Consider the following 16,302-nt stretch of genomic DNA (forward strand, 5'->3'; position numbering starts at 1 on the left):
TTGCGCATCGGCGCGCGCGCTCTTTCTTGCAGGACATATGCTTATGCTCGGCGGCCTCGCCAAATCCCTGTTCGGTTCGTCCAACGACCGATACGTCAAATCCTTGAACCCGATCATCGCCAAGATCGCCGCCTTCGAGCCGCAGCTCCAGGCGCTGTCCGATGCCGATCTCGCCGGGCAGACCGCGAAGTTCCGCGAACAGCTGGCCAATGGCGCCAAGCTCGACGACCTGCTGCCCGAGGCGTTCGCCACGGTGCGCGAGGCGGCGGTGCGCGTGCTCGGCATGCGCCATTTCGACGTGCAGATGATCGGCGGCATCGTCCTCCACCGCGGCGAGATCGCCGAGATGCGCACCGGCGAGGGCAAGACGCTGGTCGCGACGCTCGCCACCTATCTCAACGCGCTGCCGGGCGAGGGCGTCCACGTCATCACCGTCAACGACTATCTGGCGGCTCGCGATGCGGAATGGATGGGGCAGGTCTATCGCTTCCTCGGCCTGACCGTCGGCACGATCATCCCCAACCTCACCGACGAACAGCGTCGCGCCGCCTACAACAGCGACATCACCTACGGCACGAACAACGAGTTCGGCTTCGACTATCTGCGCGACAACATGAAGTATGAGCGGACCAGCATGGTCCAGCGCGCCTTCAGCATGGCGATTGTCGACGAGGTCGATTCGGTGCTGATCGACGAGGCGCGCACGCCGTTGATCATATCCGGTCCGACCGACGACAAGTCGGAGCTGTACATGGGCGTCGACGCGATCGTGAAACAGCTGACGGCCGACGATTACGAGAAGGACGAGAAGCAGAAGTCGATCATCCTGACCGAGGACGGCACCGAGCGCGCCGAGCGCCTGCTCGAGGCGGCCGGCCTGCTGCAGGGCGCCAACCTCTACGATTTCGAGAATACGCAGGTGGTCCACCACCTCAACCAGGCGCTGCGCGCCAACATGATGTTCAAGCGCGACACCGATTATATCGTCAAGGACGGCAAGGTCGTCATCATCGACGAATTCACCGGTCGCATGATGGACGGGCGGCGCTGGTCGGACGGCCTGCACCAGGCGGTCGAGGCTAAGGAAGGCGTGACGATCGAGCCCGAGAACCAGACCATGGCCTCGATCACCTTCCAGAACTATTTCCGCATGTATCCCAAGCTCGCCGGCATGACTGGCACCGCGGCGACGGAAGCGGCGGAATTCTACGACATCTACAAGATGAACGTAGTCACCATCCCGACCAACGTGCCGGTGCAGCGCGTCGACGAGGAGGACGAATTCTACAAGGACACGCACGACAAGTTCCGCGCGATCGCCAAGAAGATCCGCGAACATGCCGCCAAGGGCCAGCCGGTGCTGGTCGGCACGGTGTCGATCGAGAAGTCCGAGCTGCTCAGCGAGTTCCTGGTGCAGGAAGGCGTCGAGCATAAGGTGCTGAACGCACGCTATCACGAAATGGAAGCGCATATCGTCGCCCAGGCGGGCCGCAAGGCCGCAGTGACGATCGCGACCAACATGGCGGGCCGCGGCACCGACATCAAATTGGGCGGCAACCTTGAATTCCGCATGCTCGACGAGCATCCCGACCTGGCCGAGGGCACGCCGGACTATGAGGCGGCGGCGGCGCGGATCCGCACCGAGATTGAGGCGGAGAAGCAGGAAGTGCTCGCCGCCGGCGGCCTGTTCGTGCTCGGCACCGAGCGGCACGAGAGCCGCCGCATCGACAACCAGCTGCGCGGCCGTTCGGGGCGTCAGGGCGACCCCGGCCTGTCGCGCTTCTACCTCAGCCTCGACGACGATCTGCTCCGCATTTTCGGGCCGGACACGCTGTTCGCGCGCATGATGCGTTCGAACATTGAGGATGGCGAGGCGATCGGGTCCAAGTGGCTGACCAAGGCGATCGAGACCGCGCAGAAGAAGGTCGAGGCGCGCAACTACGACATCCGCAAGCAGGTCGTCGAATATGACGACGTGATGAACGATCAGCGCAAGGTGATCTACGAGCAGCGCGCCGACATCATGGATGCCGAAACCGTGGGCGACGTGGTCAGCGACATGCGGGCCGAGACGGTCAACGTCATCGTCGGCGAGGCGTGCCCGGTCGGCTCCTATCCCGAGCAATGGGACGTCGCCGGCATGAAGACGCGGCTGGTCGAGACGCTCAACCTCGACATGCCGGTCGACGACTGGCTGAAGGAGGATGCGATCGATCCGGAAGTGGTCGAGGAGCGGGTGCGCGAGGCCGCCGACGCCATGGTCGCCGAAAAGGCCGCGCAGCTCGAGCCGGAGACGTGGCAGCAGGTCGAGAAGTCGATCCTGCTCCAGAATCTCGACCATCATTGGAAGGAGCATCTCGCGACGCTCGACGCGTTGCGGCAGGTCGTCCACCTGCGCGCCTATGCGCAGAAGACCCCGATCAACGAGTATAAGCAGGAGGCGTTCAGCCTGTTCCAGCGGATGCTCGACGCGATCCGCGAGGACGTGACGCGCACGATCGCCTTCGCCGAATTCCAGATCCAGGCGCCGCCGCCGCTGCCCGACCTGCCGGACTTCATCACCACGCATTTCGACCCGTTCACGGGCGAGGACAATTCGGCGGACATCGACGCCGGTACCCTCGGCCGCGTCACGCCGCAGCTGCCGCCGATGCAAATGGTGCAGCCCGAAGCACCCGACCTCGGCGACAATCCGGAACATTGGGAAGGCCGCGTCAACCGCAACGCGCCATGCCCGTGCGGTTCGGGACGCAAATACAAGCACTGCCACGGGGCGGTGACCGTCTGAGCGGTTCGTCGGTTCGGGTCATCCGACCCGGACCGCGGCAACAGAAAAGGGCCGGTCGCGATGGCGACCGGCCCTTTCTGCATTCCAGGCCCGATGGGGCGGCTCAGTTCGTCTTGGGCAGCACCACGGTCGGCCCGATCGTGTCGACCACCGAACGGGCGTTGAACGCGCGCAGGTTGTCGCGCGGGATCGGTCCCTTGCGCATGACGATCTCCGCCGTCGCTTCATAGCGATCGATCTGACGGATATCGAAGCCATTGTCCCACGGGCCGAAGCCGCCGAACCACGGGTCCCAGCTGCGCCAGCCGAAACCGCGGCCATAATAGCGCCACGACGGTCCCCAATAGCCGCCGAAGCCGCCATAGCCGAAGCCGGGCGTCGTATAGGTGCGCGTCTGGCGATCGGTGTCGCGATTGGCCATCACGAAATAGTCATAGCCATTCTGCAGCGTCAGTTCCGCGGCGCGGAACAGCAGATAGCGTTCGACGGTGTCGCGCGATGTGACGCTGTTGCCGGCGAAGCTGACGATGAACCGATCGGCTTCGACCTGACGATCGCTGTAGCCGGTGCGGTTGAAGCCCTGCCCGGTGGCGGGGCGATAGGTAGTCTCGGTCGCGCAGCCGGCGACCAGCAGCGTGCTCGCGGCCAATGCCGCAACCACAGCCTTGCGGCCTAGATGCATCATGTTTCCCTACTCCTTCGCGCGCGGATGCGGCGAACTCCCCGCATCTAGCGTCTTCCACCGGAACGAGCGATGAACGACTTGGCTCCCCCCGAGCACGGGTGAACCCGATTTCATCTTCCGGTTCATGCGCCGATCAGATGCAGGGCGACGCTGCGCCGATGCGGGCGGCTACGGTGCTCGAACAGATAGATACCCTGCCACGTGCCGAGCGCCAGCGCGCCGTCGATCAGCGGTATCGACAGCTGCACGCCGGTCAGCGCCGTCTTGAGGTGCGCCGGCATGTCGTCCGGCCCCTCGTCGTCATGCTCGTACAGCGGCCCCTGCGGCGCGATCCGGTCGAAATAGGCTTCCATGTCGCGGCGGACGGCAGGCGCGGCATTCTCCTGAATGACCAGAGACGCCGAGGTATGCCGGCAGAAGACGGTGAGCAGTCCCTCGGCCATTTCCTGCGCGGCGACCCAGCCGGTGACGCGCTCGGTGAATTCGACAAGGCCGGGGCGCCGCGTCTCGATCTGGATGATTGTGCTCGCCTGTCGCATCGTCGAATCGTTCCCGCATGCTATCCGGCCGATCCTACCCGCGACGGCGGCGCGCAGTTCCACCCGGGCGGAGCGGGCGGGCACGTCGGACGTTGGCAAGGCCCTCAACCAGACGGGACGCGAACATCATGGCCGACCAGAATCCTCTTCACCGCGGCCCGCAACGCCAGGCGGTGCCGCGCATGGTGCTGTTCCTCATAGCGCTGGTCGTAATCGCGGTGGCGGTGCTGGTCTGGTATTCGCTCGGGCGCTAGCGCTGTGTTCGTTGTTTTATCAGTGCGCGACGAGCGCCGCGATCTGCGCGGCATTGAGCGTTCTGCGGGCATTCGGCTCCGGCCCCTCCAGCACCAGATAGGCGTGGCAGCGGGCGGCCTCGTCCAGCCGCTGCCAGCGCGCCAGGCACTCGTCGAGGCTGGCGCGAACCGGCTGGTGGATCGACGCGATCAGTTGCGCGGCATGGGGAAGCGGAGCGGGGCGGGAATCGATACGGTCCACGGGGTGTTCCCAAGGCAAAGCGGTCGGAACCGCCAGCCATAGGCCCATGGTGTGGCAGATGCGTTAATCTGGATCGTGGCCGCAGCCCCGGCCGTATCGTTTCAGCCCGGCAGCGTCTCGTCGGCGGTGTCGCGGCTCTTGCCCGTGACCGCCATCAACACGGGGGCGGCGAGTACAGCGGCGGCCATGGCGCCGATCAGCACTTCCAGAATGATCATCAAGCCTCTCCAGCGGGCACGTTATGTGCCTCTGGCGCGGATGATGTCGATTCGCTGCCGGCTTGGCAACACTCTTGGTGAAAAGGGGGGAAGACACAGCGACAGGTAGGTCTGCTGCGCCCGGTGGCGCAGCGATGGCTCCCTGAGTTGGATTCGAACCAACGGCCGCTCGATTAACAGTCGAGAGCTCTACCGCTGAGCTATCAGGGACCGTTACCGTCGCTGTGTGGAGGGGGTCTATAGCCGGCATTTTCGGCAGCGCAACCCCGTTTCGCGGCGAATTTCACGAGATCGTCATGACGCAGCGCGCCCAGGGTGCACGTCGACGTCACCGGCCGGGTTCAGGCGATGAATTGCTCCATCGTGATCCGGTCGTCGAGCGCGTGTTCGGGATCAAACAGCAGGGTCAGTTCGCGCGCGCGGTCGATGCAGACCGAAACTTCGGCGACGTCGCGGAACTCGCGCTGGTCGGCGACGGCGGACACCGGCCGCTTGCCCGCGTCGAGGATGCGCAGGGTGATCCGCGCCTTGTCGGGCAGGATCGCACCGCGCCAGCGGCGCGGGCGGAACGGACTGATCGGGGTCAGCGCGAGCAGGTTGGAGCCCAGCGGCAGGATCGGCCCCTGCGCGGACAGATTGTACGCCGTCGATCCGGCCGGCGTCGCCACCAGAATGCCGTCGCAGGCCAGTTCGGGCAGCACCACGCGGTCGTTGACCGTCACCTCGAGCTTCGCGGTCTGCCGCGTCTCGCGCAGCAGCGACACTTCGTTGATCGCCGGGGCCTGATGGATGCGGCCGTCGTTGGTGGTCACCGTCGCGGTCAGCGGCGTCACCTTGAACGGGCGCGCGCGGGACAGCCGCTCCTCCAGATCGAATTGCCGCCACTCGTTCATCAGGAAGCCGACCGTCCCGAGGTTCATGCCGAACACCGGCACCGCCGGGCGACGCTGGTCGAGCTGGCTGTGCAGCGCCTGCAACAGGAAGCCGTCGCCGCCCAGCGCGATGATCACATCCGCCTCGGCCGGGTCGACCCAGTCGAACGCGTCGGCCAGCTCGCGCGCCGCGGCCTGGGCGGGTGGCGTGGGCGAAGCGACGAGCGCACGCCGTTCGAATACGTTCATCCGCCGGTGACGCTCATATGCCGGCTGGTCGCGGGCGCGGCGCCCCGGTCGATGCGGAAGTCGTGCCGCGCCGGCTTGCGCAGCAGCGCGTCGTCGATCGCCGTGTCGAGGGCGGCGATGCCGCCCTCGCGCAGCGCCGCCTTCAGATCGACGCGATCCTCATGGCCGAGGCACATGTACAATGTCCCCTCGGTGGTCAGCCGCACGCGATTGCAGCCGTCGCAGAAATTGGCGGTGAGCGGGGAGATGAGTCCCAGCCGCGTCGGGCTGCCCTTGACCCGCCAATAGCGCGCCGGTCCGCCGGTGCGATGGCTGTCGCGGACCAGCGGGAACTCGCCCTGCAACCGCTCGAGCACGCGGGTCAGCGGCACGAATCGGTCGGTGCGATCCTCGTCGATCGCGCCAAGCGGCATCGTTTCGATCAGCGAGAGATCGTGGCCCTGCTCGACGCACCAGGCGAGCATCGGGCCGATCTCGCCCTCGTTGAGGCCGGCCAGCGCGACCATGTTGATCTTGACCGCCAGCCCGGCCGACTTGGCGGCGGCGATGCCCTCCAGCACCTGAGCGACGTCGCCATGACGGGTGATGTAGCGGAAGGTGGCCGGATCGAGACTGTCGAGGCTGACGTTGATCCGCCGGATACCCGCGGCGACCAGCGTCTCGGCATGGTCGGCGAGCCGCGTCGCATTGGTCGTCATGGTCAGTTCGTCGAGCCCGCCGTCCGGGCCGGTGGCGCCGACATGGCGTCCGAGCCGCCGCACCAGATCGCCGACGTCGCGGCGCACCAGGGGCTCGCCGCCCGACAGGCGGATCTTGGTCACCCCGCGCGCGATGAAGCGTTCGGCAATGATCGCGATCTCGTCGAGGCTCAGCAGCTTTGAACGCGGCAGGAACGTCATCTGCTCGGCCATGCAATAGCGGCAGCGCAGGTCGCAGCGGTCGGTCACGGAAATGCGCAGGTAGCGGATCGCCCGCCCGTGCGCATCGACCAGCCGCCGGTCGGGAGAAGGAGAAGCGGTGGTCATGTCAGCGAGCTAAGCGGTCAACCCGCCGCGGACAAGTCCGTTCCGTCCCCGTAAACTTCTGTGGCGATATGGCGGGCGTATCGGCCGTCGCGCCAGCCGCTTTCACCGGCCCGGAACTGCCGCTAGGCACGGGATAATGGCAGCAGAAGCAAAGCACCTCACGTTGATGATCGTGTCGCCGCGGGATCACGACGCCCTCGCCGCGGTGGCGGCGGAGGACGGTTGGTTGGTAGCGGCTCCGGCGGCGGCCGACGTCCAGGCGGCGCTGGCCGAACGCGTGCGGGTCGTCCTGGTCGACGGGCGTGGCGGGGCAGATGCCGGCCTCGCCGCGAGCAAGGCGTTGGGCGGCTATATAGCCGCGACCGGCGGCGCATTGGTGGTGCTGCTCGACCGGCCTGATGCCGACGCGCTCGACGCGCATTTCGCTGCCGGCGCCACGCATTTTCTGGCGCCGCCGAGTGACGGCGAAAGTCTGCGCCAGACGCTGCGATTCGCGCAACGCCACGTCCGCCGTGCGGGCGGGCGCGACGATGGCGACCGGCGTCAGCCCGAAGCACGCTTGGCCGAGGCCGAACACTGGATCGACGCCCATCTCGTCGCCGGCCGCCATGTCGGCGTGCTCAGGATCGCACTGTCGCGGCTCGACATCCTGAACGCGGCGCGGGGACGGGCTGCCGGCGACTCCCTGATCGCGGCGGCGCGTGCGCAGGTGCAAGCCATCGTCGCCGATCTGCTCGACACGTCCGGGCTCGTCGTCGCGCCGAGCGGTAGCGAGTTGGTCGTCGCGGCGGCGGCGAATCCGGCGACGCTCGATGTGCTGGCGGCGCGCCTCGACGCGGCGCTGGCCCGGCCGTTCGCCGTCGGCGGGGGCGAAGCGGTGCTCGGCAGCCGCTGGGGCATGGCGGAGAGCGGGGCGGGAGACGACGCCCCGCGTCTGCTGCATCGTGCCGGCGAGGCGCTGGCGGCCGCCAAGAGCGGCGACAGCGGCATGGTACGGATCGCCGGCCCGCAAGGGGCGATGCCGCTCGATGCGCTGGCCGTCGACCTGCACCATGCGATCGAGCGCGGCGAGATCGACATCTTGTTCCAGCCGCAGGCACCGATCGACGGCGGCCCGATCATCGGGGTGGAGGCGCTGGCCCGTTGGCGGCACGGCCGGCTCGGCTCGCTCGGCGCGGATGCGCTGTTCGCCGCGGCGGAGCGCGCCGATCTCGGCCTCGCGCTGTCCGATCACATCCAGGGTCTGGTGCTACGGCGGATCGCCGGCTGGACCGGGACGCTGGCGGCGTTGCGCGTCTCGCTCAATCTGACCGCCGCCGACCTTGCCCGGCCGGGGTTCGCCGCATCCTTCCTCGCCCAGGCCGCTGCCACCGGGGTCGCGCCTGACCGATTGACCGTCGAGATCACCGAAACGGGCGCGGTTCGCGATCTGGACGCGGCCGCCGGCGTGCTGCGTGCGATCCGTGCCGCCGGCACCCGCGTCGCGCTCGACGATTTCGGCACCGGCTATTCCAGCCTGGCTTACCTCGCTGCTCTGCCGCTCGATTATCTCAAGCTCGACAAGGCGTTGGCGGTAGGCGGTGCGGGGCAGCCGAGCGATGATCGCGGCGTGGTGCGCGCGGTAATGGCGCTGGCGCGGTCGCTCGACCTGCCCGTGATCGCCGAGGGCGTGGAGACGGAGGCGCAGCGCGCCTTGCTCGCCGCGGAGGGCTGTGCCTATGTTCAGGGCTTCCTGCTCGCGCCGCCGCTCGACGAGGCGGCGCTGATCCGATTGCTGGAGACGCCTCGATGATCGCGCTGCTGCTCGCTGCCGCCACCGCCGCCCCGGCGACCGATCCCCGCGCCGGCATCGAACGCGCGATGCAGGATAGCGCCACGGCCTGGACACGCGGCGACATCCCGCGGTTTCTTGCCGTCTACGCGGAGGATGCGGTGTTCGTCACCAAGACGGGGCTGGTGCGCGGCAAGCGGGCGATCGCGGCGCGCTACGATGCCGGCTACGGCAAGGACCCGCGCAAGCGCGGTGCGCTGTCGTTCCGCATGCTCGGCAGCCGGCCGATCGACCCGACCCACCAGATGCTCTGGGCGCGGTGGACGCTGACCTACCCCGGCGGCCGCACCGACAGCGGCATGACCTCGCTGGTCTTCGAGCGGCAGGCGGGCGGTTGGAAGATCATCGCCGACCACAGCAGCTGAGCCTGGCCGGCGGCCGGCTCAGCCCGCCGCCTTCGCCAGCCCCTTCGACAATTGCAGCGCGCCGTGCAGCCGCGCCTTGGCGTCCGGCCAGGCCCGCTGCAGCACCAATTTGCTGTCCGGCCTGAGCTTGGCGACGCCGTTGAGCCGCTCGACATAGGCGAGCAGGCCGCGGACGTTCGGCGGCGTGTCGTTGTGGAAGGCGACCAGCACCCCGCGCGGGCCGACGTCCATCTTGGCGATGCACGCCTTCTTGGCATTGAGCTTGATCTCGATGACCCGGATCAGATTGTCGGTCGCGTCGGGCAGGGGGCCGAACCGGTCGATCATCTCCGCCGCGAACGCCTCGATCTCGCGGCTCTCGTCCAGCTCGTTGAGGCGCCGGTACAGGCCCATGCGCAGGTCGAGGTCGGGCACGTAATCGTCCGGGATCAGGATCGGCGCATCGACGGTGATCTGGGGCGAGAAGTCACGCGGGCGATCGCTGGCGAGGCCGCCGGCCTTGGCGTCCATGATCGCTTCTTCCAGCATCGACTGGTAGAGTTCGTAGCCGACCTCCTTGATATGACCGGACTGTTCGTCGCCGAGCAGATTGCCCGCGCCGCGGATGTCGAGGTCGTGGCTGGCGAGCTGGAACCCCGCGCCGAGCGAGTCGAGGTCGCTCAGCACCTTCAGCCGTTTCTCCGCCGTGTCGGTCATCTGCCGTTCGGGCGGGGTGACCAGATAGGCATAGGCGCGCGTCTTTGACCGGCCGACGCGCCCGCGCAACTGATAGAGCTGGGCGAGGCCGAAGCGATCGGCGCGGTTGACGATCATCGTGTTGGCGGAGGCGATGTCGATGCCGCTCTCGATGATCGTGGTGGAGATCAGCACCTCGAACTTCTTGTCGTAGAAGGCGCTCATCCGCTCCTCGACCTCGGTCGCGCTCATCTGGCCGTGGGCGATGACGTAGCGGATCTCCGGCACCTCGTTGCGCAGGAATTCCTCGAGATCGGGCAGGTCGGCGATGCGCGGCGTGACCAGGAAGCTCTGTCCGCCGCGATAATGTTCGCGCAGCAATGCCTCGCGCAGCACCACCGGGTCCCACGGCATGACATAGGTGCGCACCGCGAGGCGATCGACCGGCGGCGTCTGGATCACCGACAGTTCGCGCAAGCCGGACATCGCCATCTGCAGCGTGCGCGGGATCGGCGTCGCGGTCAGCGTCAGCATGTGCACGTCGGCGCGCATCGCCTTCAGCCGTTCCTTGTGGGTGACGCCGAAGCGCTGCTCCTCGTCGACGACGACCAGCCCGAGCCGCTTGAACTCGACGGTCTTGGCGAGCAGCGCGTGCGTGCCGATCACCACGTCGATCGATCCGTTGGCAAGGCCCTCCTTGGTCGCCTTCACCTCGCTCGCCGTGACCAGTCGCGACAGGCGGCCGATCTCGATCGGAAAGCCCTCGAACCGCGCGCAGAAATTGTTGAAATGCTGACGCGCGAGCAGGGTCGTCGGGCAGACCACCGCGACCTGCATGCCGGCCATCGCCGCGACGAAGGCCGCGCGTAGCGCGACCTCGGTCTTGCCGAAGCCGACGTCGCCGACGATCAGCCGGTCCATCGGCTTGCCCGCCGCCAGATCGCCGAGCACGTCGTCGATCGCGCGGTCCTGGTCGTCCGTCTCCTCATAGGGGAAGCGGTCGACGAAGCTCGGATAGCCGCTGGGGTCTGGCTCGGCGATCTCGCCCGGGCGCAGCGCGCGTTCGGCGGCGGTGCGGATCAGCTCGCCGGCGATCTCGCGGATCCGCTCCTTCATCCGCGACTTGCGCCGCTGCCACGCCTCGCCGCCCAGCCGATCGAGCGCGGTCGCCTCCTCGCTGCTGCCGTAGCGCGACAGCACTTCGAGGTTTTCGACCGGCACGAACAATTTGTCGCCGCCGGCATATTCGACCGCGACGCAATCGTGCGGGCTCTGGCCGACCGGGATCGAGGTCAGGCCGAGATATTTGCCGATGCCGTGGTCGCTGTGGACGACGAGGTCGCCCGGCGTCAGCGTTGCCAGCTCGGCGAGGAAGGCGTCCGCCGACTTCTTGCGCTTCGCCCGCCGGATCAGCCGGTCGCCGAGCATGTCCTGTTCGGTCAGCACCGCGACGTCGGGCGCGGTGAAGCCGTGGTCGAGCGGCAGCACGACCAGCGCCACGCCGGCGCTCTTGCCGGTATCGGCGACGCCCAGCGCCTGCTGCCAGGTTTCCGCCGCCCTGGCGCCGGTCAGGCCATGATCCTTGAGCAGATTGCCCAGCCGCTCGCGCGCGCCGACCGAATAGCTGGCGAGGATCGGCTTCTTGCCCTCCTTGCGCAGGCGGCCGATGTGCTGGACGACCGCCTCGTAGACGTTGGCGCCGCCCGAGCGTTCGGGCGCGAAGTCGCGCGCGCCGTCGACGCCGAAGTCGAGCACCGTTCTGCTCTCCGGCTCGTGGAACGGCGTCGTCACGTGCATGTGCCGCGCCTCGACCGTCTCGCGCCATTCGCGTTCGCCGAGGTAGAGCGCGGTCGAGCCGAGCGGCCGGTAGCTGCCCGGCTGCGCGCCCTCCGCCCGCTGCCGGTTCTCGTAATAATCGGCGATCGCCTCCAGCCGGCCCTCGACCGCGCCCGCCACACCCGCGTCGCGCACGATCACGTCGTCGGGCCCGAGATGGTCGAACAGGGTCGCCAATTTGTCCTCGAACAGCGGCAGCCAATGTTCCATGCCCGCCAGCCGTCGCCCGTCGCTGACCGCCTGATACAGCGGGTCCCCCGTCGCGGTGGCGCCGAACTTGTCGCGATAGCGGCTGCGGAAGCGCTTGATCGAATCCTCGTCGAGCAGCGCCTCGGATGCGGGCAGCAGCACGAAGCCGTCGATCCGCCCGGTGGTCCGCTGGTCCTCCGGGCTGAACGTCCGCACCGTCTCGATCTCGTCGCCGAAGAAGTCCAGGCGCAGTGCCTGTTCCTCGCCGCTCGGATAGAGGTCGACGATGCCGCCGCGCACCGCATATTCGCCGTGGTCGTGCACCGTGTCGGTACGGACATAGCCGTTCGCCTGAAGCAACTGCGCGAGCTTGTCGCGGTCGATCCGCTCGCCGGGCGCCAGCCGCGCCACCAGCTGCCGGATGCGGAACGGCGTCAGCACCCGCTGCGTCGCGGCATTGGCGGTGGTCAGCAGCAGCTGTGGCGTCTTCACCTGCCGCTGCAGCCGATGCAGCGCCGCGACCCGCTCCGCCATGATGCGCAGCGTCGGCGAGGCGCGATCATAGGGTAGGCAGTCCCATGCTGGCAGGCCCAGCACTTCGAGCTCGGGCGCGAAGAAGGCGGCGGTGCTGGCGATCGCCCGCATCTGCGCCTCGTCGGACGCGACGAACACGACGCGCCTGCCCTTCGCCGCTGCGGCGCGCGCCAGATCGGCGAGCACCGTGGGCTGGAAGCCATGCGGCACGCCCGACAGGGTCAGGATGGTCTTGGCGGTAAGGATCGTCTGAAGGTCGGGCATCGTATCTTTCGTCATGCCGGACTTGTTCCGGCATCCACGGTGCCGCGTAAGCCCAGCGCTGCGGCGCTAGCGGATCGGTGGACCCCGGAACGAGTCCGGGGTGACGACGGAAATCAGTGGTGCGTCAACGCGCCACCGGCACGTAGGTGATCGCGCGCATGCGATCCATCATCGGCCCCTGCCAACGGTCGGGGCAGGGCAGCGATCCGATCGCCCAGCCCATGATGTCGACGTCCTGCTCCTCGAGCAGCGCCTCGAACCAGTCGAGCTCCGCCGGCGAAAGGCGCGGCCCGTGCGCGTCGAAGAAGCCGCCGATCATCAGATCCGCCTCCTTGGTGCCGCGGTGCCAGGCGCGGAACTTCAGGCGTTTGAGGCGGGTGGCGTGATCCATGCAGCATTCCCAATGGCGTAACGCCCGGCGGGTGCTGGCGGCACACGTCGGGTCGGCTATAGCGGTCATGTAGTCATGCGCCCGCTCATCCTCAATCCGCTGTTCGCCGAAGTCACCGCGCTGAAGGGTGTCGGCCCCGCGCTCGCCAAGCCGCTCGAACGGCTCGGCCTCGCGCGCGTCGTCGACGTCGCCTTCCATCTGCCGAGCGGCTGGATCGACCGGGTGGCGCGCGACGAACTCGACGAGGCCGACGCCGGCCGCATCATTGCGATCCAGCTTACCCCGGTCGATTATCGGACCAGCAGCGGCCGCGGGCCGACGCGGGTGCAGGCGGTCGATGCCCGCGGCAATTATGTCAGCCTCGTTTATTTCGGCGGCTCGTCCGGCTGGGTGAAGAAGCTGCTGCCGCTGGGCGAGCCGCGCCGCGTGTCGGGCAAGCTGGAGCAATATGGCCAGACCCTCCAGATCATCCACCCCGACCTGGCCGAAGCCGACGAGCCGTTTCGCGCCCGCGAGCCGATCTATCCGCTGTCCGAAGGGCTGACCTCGCGTCGCCTCGCCGCGCTGGCGCAGCAGGCGGTCGAGCGCGCGCCGGAGCTGGCCGAATGGATCGAACCCGGCCTGAAAGGGAAGCGCGGCTGGCCAGAGTGGCGCGACGCTTTGACCGCGATCCACGACGACCCTGCCGACAAGGTCGCGCGCGAGCGGCTCGCCTATGACGAGATCTTCGCCAATCAGCTGGCGATGACGCTGGTCCGCGCCGACACCCGCAAGCGCCGCGGCCGCGCGCTGCACGGCGACGGGCGGCTGCGCGACCTGCTCAAGCTGCCCTACACGCTGACGGGTGCGCAAAGCCGCACGATCGCGGAGATCGAGGGCGACCTCGCCCAGACCGCGCCGATGCTGCGCCTGTTGCAGGGTGACGTCGGCGCCGGCAAGACGTTGGTCGCGGCGATGGCGCTGCTAATCGCGGTGGAGGCGGGCGCGCAGGGCGCCATGCTCGCGCCGACCGAGATCCTCGCCCGCCAGCATTATGAGACGCTTCGCAAGACGCTCGCCGGCCTGCCGCTCAACGTCGCCGTGCTGACCGGCCGCGACAAGGGGCGCGCGCGCGAGGCGACGTTGATGGGTCTGGCGAGCGGCGAGATCGACATCCTCGTCGGCACGCACGCCATCTTCCAAGAAGCGGTCGCCTACAAGGATCTCGCGCTCGTCGTCGTCGATGAGCAGCACCGCTTCGGCGTCGCCGAGCGGATGATGCTGCAGGCCAAGGGGCGCACGCCGCCGCACCTGCTGGCGATGACCGCGACGCCGATCCCCCGAACTTTGACGCTGGCGCAATATGGCGAAATGGACGTCAGCCGTCTCGACGAGATGCCGCCCGGCCGCCAGCCGATCGAGACGCGCGTGGTCAGCGAGGACCGGCTCGACGAAGTGGTCGAGGCGCTCGGTCGCCATATCGCGGATGGGGGGCAAGCCTATTGGGTTTGCCCGCTGGTCGAGGAAAGCGAGAAGAGCGACCTCGCCGCCGCGGAGATGCGCGCCGAACAGCTGCGGCTGCGCTTCGGTGAGCGCGTCGGCGTCGTCCACGGCCGCATGAAGGGGCCGGAAAAGGACGCGGTGATGGAGGCGTTCGCCGGCAACCGCCTGTCCGTGCTGGTCGCGACCACGGTAATCGAGGTCGGCGTCGACGTGCCCAATGCGACGCTGATCGTGATCGAACATGCCGATCGCTTCGGTCTCGCCCAGCTCCACCAGCTGCGCGGTCGGGTCGGGCGGGGCGGGGGGCTGTCGCGGTGCCTGTTGTTGCGCGGGTCGACGCTCAGCGAGACGTCGCGGGCACGGCTGGCGCTGATGCGCGACACCAACGACGGCTTCCGCATCGCCGAGGAGGATTTGCGCCTGCGCGGCAGCGGTGAATTGCTCGGGACGCGCCAGTCCGGCGAAATGGCCTTCCGCCTCGCCACGCCGGAGATGCTGACCGACCTGATGCAATGCGCGCAGGACGACGCGCGCCTGCTGATCGACCGCGACGGCGGGCTGGAGGGCGCGCGCGGCGAGGCCGCCCGGATCGCCCTCTACCTGTTCGATCGCGATGCGGGCGTGGCGCTGCTCCGGTCCGGCTGACGCGGGCGGGCACCGCGCCGCCGCTCAGCCATGGTGCCCGTGATGACCGCCACCGCCACCGCCATGCGGCGCATGTGGGGCGTGCGGCGGCGCATGGAAGGCGACGCGCGGTGCCGGCCCGTGCGAAGGGCCGCCCCAGGCGTGCCCGCCCATCGCCATCGCATCCGGCCGGGGCGCCGGCGGACGCTGGTCCCAGCCGCCGCCATGGGCCGGCGGTGGCGCGCCATGCCAGGCCGGCGGCGACGCGGGCGCGGCCATCCCCCCGTCGCGCTGCCCTGGCGCCGCGCTGCCACGATGCACGACCGGCATCGGCGCCGCATCGGCCGATCCGTCGATCCGTGCCCCGCCATGGACGGCCGGCATCGGCGAAGCGGCCGCAAACCCCTGCGGCCGCGCGGCGGCAAAGGATCGGTCGCCGCCGCCCGCTGCTTCGCCGTGCGATTGCCAACCGTGCGGGGCTGGTCCGCGGTCGAACGCCAGCGGGCGCGCGGTCGCGACCACCGGCGGCTGACCGTGATTGGCGCGCGCGAACAGCCGCGGATCGCTGCGTGCGGCGGCGAAATGGGCGAACTGGTTGGGCGTCGCGGCGACATGGGCCTCGTGCGCGGCGATCCAGTCCTGCCGGCCCGGGCGGGCCTGCACGCCGCCGGGGCCGCCGTTGTAGCTGACTCGGGTGATCCGGTTGATCACCACGTCCTGCTGATAGACGTTGGTGATGTGGACGTTGGTCACGTTGTTGACGACGCGATTGTAGAAGACGTGGCCGCGGTTCCAATAGCCGCCCTGATAGCCGAAGCCGGTATAGCCGAAGCCATAGGGCACGCCGCCGTAGAAGCCGACGTGCGGGCCCCAATAGCCGCCATGGAAGATATAGGCGCCGCCGCTCCATCCCCACCACGGCGGCGTCCACAACAGGCCCGGCCGGGGCGCACGTACCCAGGTGCCGGGCACCCAATAATAGGCATCCTCGATATCGTCCCAGGCCCAATAGCCGGGCGTCCAGATGAAGTCGGCACCGGGCAAAGGCGGCTGGACGTAGACGGGCAGCGGCGGCGGCGGCGTGCCGACGCTGATGTCGATCGACAGTTGCGCCGACGCCGGCGGGGCAGCGAGCAGGCCGGCGGCCAGACCCAGTGCCGCGAACTTCACAATCTTCACGCTAACCGCTCCTCACCCGTATCGGGCGGGCAGATTGGGCATGGCTCGGCTGAACACTTTA

At 68.5% G+C, this 16,302-nt stretch carries 13 protein-coding genes and 1 tRNA gene; 5 read left to right on the forward strand and 9 right to left on the reverse strand.

Translation table 11 applies throughout. The features are described from left to right. Positions 1-43 precede the first annotated feature (43 nt). On the forward strand, positions 44-2,788 hold the full coding sequence (gene secA / locus ACU5AX_RS00990; protein ID WP_446689301.1) for a preprotein translocase subunit SecA: 2,745 nt from the start codon (positions 44-46) through the stop codon (positions 2,786-2,788). A 103-nt stretch (positions 2,789-2,891) separates the two neighbouring features. On the opposite strand, the gene ACU5AX_RS00995 is transcribed toward secA, so the two are convergent. Both ACU5AX_RS00995 and ACU5AX_RS01000 read right to left on the reverse strand, forming a co-directional pair. Next, positions 2,892-3,473, reverse strand: coding sequence for a CC0125/CC1285 family lipoprotein (locus ACU5AX_RS00995; protein ID WP_198353137.1), 582 nt, complete (start codon positions 3,471-3,473; stop codon positions 2,892-2,894). 122 nt (positions 3,474-3,595) lie between these two features. Then, on the reverse strand, positions 3,596-4,012 hold the full coding sequence (locus tag ACU5AX_RS01000) for a secondary thiamine-phosphate synthase enzyme YjbQ (RefSeq protein ID WP_446689302.1): 417 nt from the start codon (positions 4,010-4,012) through the stop codon (positions 3,596-3,598). Between the two features lie 128 nt (positions 4,013-4,140). Between ACU5AX_RS01000 and ACU5AX_RS01005 the strand changes: the two genes are divergently transcribed. Then, positions 4,141-4,266: a hypothetical protein gene (locus ACU5AX_RS01005; protein WP_269769647.1), complete on the forward strand. Its 126-nt coding sequence runs from the start codon at positions 4,141-4,143 to the stop codon at positions 4,264-4,266. Positions 4,267-4,285: 19 nt separating this feature from the next. On the opposite strand, the gene ACU5AX_RS01010 is transcribed toward ACU5AX_RS01005, so the two are convergent. From ACU5AX_RS01010 to moaA, 4 genes are all read right to left on the reverse strand, one after another. Continuing rightward, a complete protein-coding gene (locus ACU5AX_RS01010; RefSeq protein ID WP_446689303.1) occupies positions 4,286-4,507 on the reverse strand; it encodes a hypothetical protein in 222 nt (73 codons plus the stop codon). Positions 4,508-4,860: 353 nt separating this feature from the next. Next, a tRNA-Asn gene (locus ACU5AX_RS01015) sits at positions 4,861-4,935 on the reverse strand. Between the two features lie 131 nt (positions 4,936-5,066). After that, the gene (locus tag ACU5AX_RS01020) at positions 5,067-5,846 is read right to left on the reverse strand and encodes an NAD kinase (protein WP_198353134.1); all 780 of its coding nucleotides are present in this window, start codon (positions 5,844-5,846) and stop codon (positions 5,067-5,069) included. Then, positions 5,843-6,871 carry a GTP 3',8-cyclase MoaA gene (gene moaA, locus ACU5AX_RS01025; RefSeq protein WP_446689304.1) on the reverse strand — a complete coding sequence of 343 codons (1,029 nt, stop codon included), beginning with the start codon at positions 6,869-6,871 and terminating at the stop codon, positions 5,843-5,845. The genes ACU5AX_RS01020 and moaA overlap by 4 nt, the downstream gene beginning before the upstream one ends. Positions 6,872-7,007: 136 nt before the next feature. Here moaA and ACU5AX_RS01030 point away from each other — a divergent pair, with 136 nt between their 5' ends. Then, entirely contained in the window at positions 7,008-8,663 is a 1,656-nt protein-coding gene (locus ACU5AX_RS01030; RefSeq protein ID WP_446689305.1) for a GGDEF domain-containing phosphodiesterase, read from the forward strand. Next, positions 8,660-9,067 carry a YybH family protein gene (locus tag ACU5AX_RS01035; protein WP_198353131.1) on the forward strand — a complete coding sequence of 136 codons (408 nt, stop codon included), beginning with the start codon at positions 8,660-8,662 and terminating at the stop codon, positions 9,065-9,067. The genes ACU5AX_RS01030 and ACU5AX_RS01035 overlap by 4 nt, the downstream gene beginning before the upstream one ends. An 18-nt stretch (positions 9,068-9,085) precedes the next feature. On the opposite strand, the gene mfd is transcribed toward ACU5AX_RS01035, so the two are convergent. Both mfd and ACU5AX_RS01045 read right to left on the reverse strand, forming a co-directional pair. Further along, positions 9,086-12,565: a transcription-repair coupling factor gene (gene mfd, locus ACU5AX_RS01040; RefSeq protein WP_446690434.1), complete on the reverse strand. Its 3,480-nt coding sequence runs from the start codon at positions 12,563-12,565 to the stop codon at positions 9,086-9,088. A gap of 124 nt (positions 12,566-12,689) precedes the next feature. Then, complete coding sequence (locus ACU5AX_RS01045; RefSeq protein WP_446690435.1) at positions 12,690-12,956, reverse strand: FAD assembly factor SdhE; 267 nt, start codon at positions 12,954-12,956, stop codon at positions 12,690-12,692. Positions 12,957-13,031: 75 nt separating this feature from the next. Here ACU5AX_RS01045 and recG point away from each other — a divergent pair, with 75 nt between their 5' ends. After that, positions 13,032-15,083: an ATP-dependent DNA helicase RecG gene (recG, locus tag ACU5AX_RS01050; RefSeq protein WP_446689306.1), complete on the forward strand. Its 2,052-nt coding sequence runs from the start codon at positions 13,032-13,034 to the stop codon at positions 15,081-15,083. Positions 15,084-15,107: 24 nt separating this feature from the next. Here recG and ACU5AX_RS01055 read toward each other — a convergent pair whose 3' ends face one another. Beyond that, positions 15,108-16,241, reverse strand: a complete 1,134-nt coding sequence (locus tag ACU5AX_RS01055) for a hypothetical protein (RefSeq protein ID WP_446689307.1) — start codon at positions 16,239-16,241, stop codon at positions 15,108-15,110. Positions 16,242-16,302: the final 61 nt, after the last annotated feature.

It is taken from the genome of Sphingomonas benefaciens (genome assembly GCF_052907485.1).